Source organism: uncultured Limnohabitans sp. (assembly GCF_937889215.1).
Taxonomy (GTDB): domain Bacteria; phylum Pseudomonadota; class Gammaproteobacteria; order Burkholderiales; family Burkholderiaceae_C; genus Limnohabitans_A.
This window is the reverse complement of the sequence record NZ_CALBEX010000457.1, coordinates 1-2,118: the sequence shown is the minus strand read 5'-3', so window position 1 is coordinate 2,118 and position 2,118 is coordinate 1. Positions and strand designations below refer to the sequence as shown.

General features: G+C 56.9%; 3 protein-coding genes. 2 read left to right on the top strand and 1 reads right to left on the bottom strand.

All coding sequences use genetic code 11. The features are described from left to right. Positions 1-543, bottom strand: a 543-nt coding sequence (locus Q0341_RS11570) for an SDR family NAD(P)-dependent oxidoreductase (protein ID WP_299513419.1), incomplete at its 3' end; no start/stop codon positions are given. 356 nt (positions 544-899) lie between these two features. Between Q0341_RS11570 and Q0341_RS11565 the strand changes: the two genes are divergently transcribed. Beyond that, complete coding sequence (locus Q0341_RS11565; RefSeq protein WP_299513416.1) at positions 900-1,286, top strand: DUF423 domain-containing protein; 387 nt, start codon at positions 900-902, stop codon at positions 1,284-1,286. Between the two features lie 159 nt (positions 1,287-1,445). Continuing rightward, positions 1,446-2,012: an alkyl hydroperoxide reductase subunit C gene (ahpC, locus tag Q0341_RS11560; protein ID WP_299513414.1), complete on the top strand. Its 567-nt coding sequence runs from the start codon at positions 1,446-1,448 to the stop codon at positions 2,010-2,012. The last annotated feature ends 106 nt before the right edge of the window (positions 2,013-2,118 follow it).

Here is a 2,118-nt window from a genome sequence, read left to right as displayed (position 1 = left end):
GATGCCGTTGCGGGCCAGGTCGCGGGCAATGGGCAAGGTCATGCCGACGATGCCGCCTTTGGATGCGGCGTAAGCGGCCTGGCCAATTTGCCCGTCGTAAGCGGCTACGCTGGCGGTGCTGATCAGCACGCCACGCTCGCCGGTGGCTTCGGGCTCGTTTTGGCACATGGCCTCAGACGCCAGGCGGATCATGTTGAAGCTGCCCACCAGGTTGACCATGATGGTCTTGGTGTAGACGGCCAGGCTGTGCGCGCCGTTTTTACCCACGGTTTTTTCGGCGGGGGCGATGCCTGCGCAGTTGATGAGGCCAGAGAGTCGGCCCATGGATACGGCCTGGGCCACCACGGCTTGGCCGTCGGCTTCGTTGCTCACATCGCATTTGACAAATGCGCCGCCCAGTTCTTTGGCAATCGCTTCGCCTTTTTCAGCCTGCATGTCGGCGATGACCACTTTGCCGCCGTTGGCCGCCAGCATGCGGGCCGTCCCTTCGCCCAAGCCCGATGCGCCGCCGGTGACGATGAAAACTTTGCCTTGAATGTCCATGTGTTGCTCCTGAATGTGGTTGACGTTACGTCAACGTCAATTATGCACATTCAGGCGGGGATGGCCCCTCGCAGCCGAGCGGTGCAACAGCGGTTTATTTGTTGGCTTCCATTTGGAGAACCCCCATGCGAAGGCGCAATTCGGTCATTTAAAACATGAACTCCAGCGCTCCATTCGCGTCCATCCGCAGCCGGTCAAGACAAAAGGGTCAGCATTTTCACGGCCTGTCCTTGTTGTGTTTTGTCAATTCGCCTGTTACCTGGCCCGGCTTGGGCGCTTGGAAGTCTGATATGGATGTGGGCGTCGAAGACAATGGCGCTTTTAACCGATGGCTTTGCCTGGGATCAAACGAAATGATGGCTTCATTTTTCTGGGTTTTTGGCGCTTTGTGCGCCGGTCTGAGTGTGGTTTTCAGCGCCGCTTTTGCGCATTTGCCGCAGTTTGCAGGGGGCGTGCCAGCCATGGTGCAAACGGCTTTGAACCAGCAACAATTTCACGCTTTGGGGCTGCTCTTGGTCGCTTTTGCGGTCAGCTCGCGCGGGCCGTCTCGCTGGTGGCTGGCTTCGGGGGGCCTGATGGTGGTGGGCATGGTGTTGTTCAGTTTTAATTTGTATGCCCGGGCTTTGCTGGGTTTTGAGGGCTTGCGCACCTTTGTGCCTTGGGGCGGCAGTGCCTGGATTGCCGCTTGGCTGTTGGCGGCTGTGGCCTTTGCGCGGACGGCGAAGCCATCCACAATCACTTGAGGCTTCTGGGATGGGCGTGGGGCAAGGCAGAGGGGATAAGCTTTTCCCTATCGGGTCGATAGGAACAATTGATCAGTAGAAACCCCAGTTCGGGCTATGATTGGCGTCAATGAGTTTTCTCATTCGATAGTTTTTCTAAAACCAACCCAGGAAATGACCATGTCCTCTTTGATCAATACCCAAGTTCAGCCGTTCAAAAACCAAGCCTTCCACAACGGCAAATTTGTCGAAATCACCGAAGCTACCCTCAAGGGCAAGTGGAACGTGTTCATCTTCATGCCAGCAGCTTTCACTTTCAACTGCCCCACAGAAATCGAAGACGCCGCTGACAACTACGCTGCTTTCCAAAAAGTTGGCGCTGAGGTGTACATCATCACCACCGACACCCACTTCTCGCACAAAGTGTGGCACGAGACTTCGCCAGCTGTGGGCAAAGCCAAGTTCCCATTGGTGGGTGATCCGACACACAAGCTGACACGCGCATTTGGCGTGCACATCGAAGAAGACGGCCTGGCTTTGCGCGGTACCTTCGTGATCAACCCAGACGGCATGATCAAGACCATGGAAGTCCATTCCAACGAAATTGCCCGTGACGTGTCTGAGACATTGCGCAAGCTGACCGCTGCCCAGTACACCGCCGCCAACCCCGGCCAAGTATGCCCAGCCAAGTGGAAAGAAGGCGCCAAGACTTTGGCCCCTTCCATCGACCTGGTCGGTAAGATCTAAATCTCGTGTGCCCTGCTGGTCAGGGCGCTGAGTTCAACGCATGCGGGCCACAAGCCTGCGTGCCTTGCGCTCAACGTATTCCCCCAAGTCCCCCCAATTTCCCCTG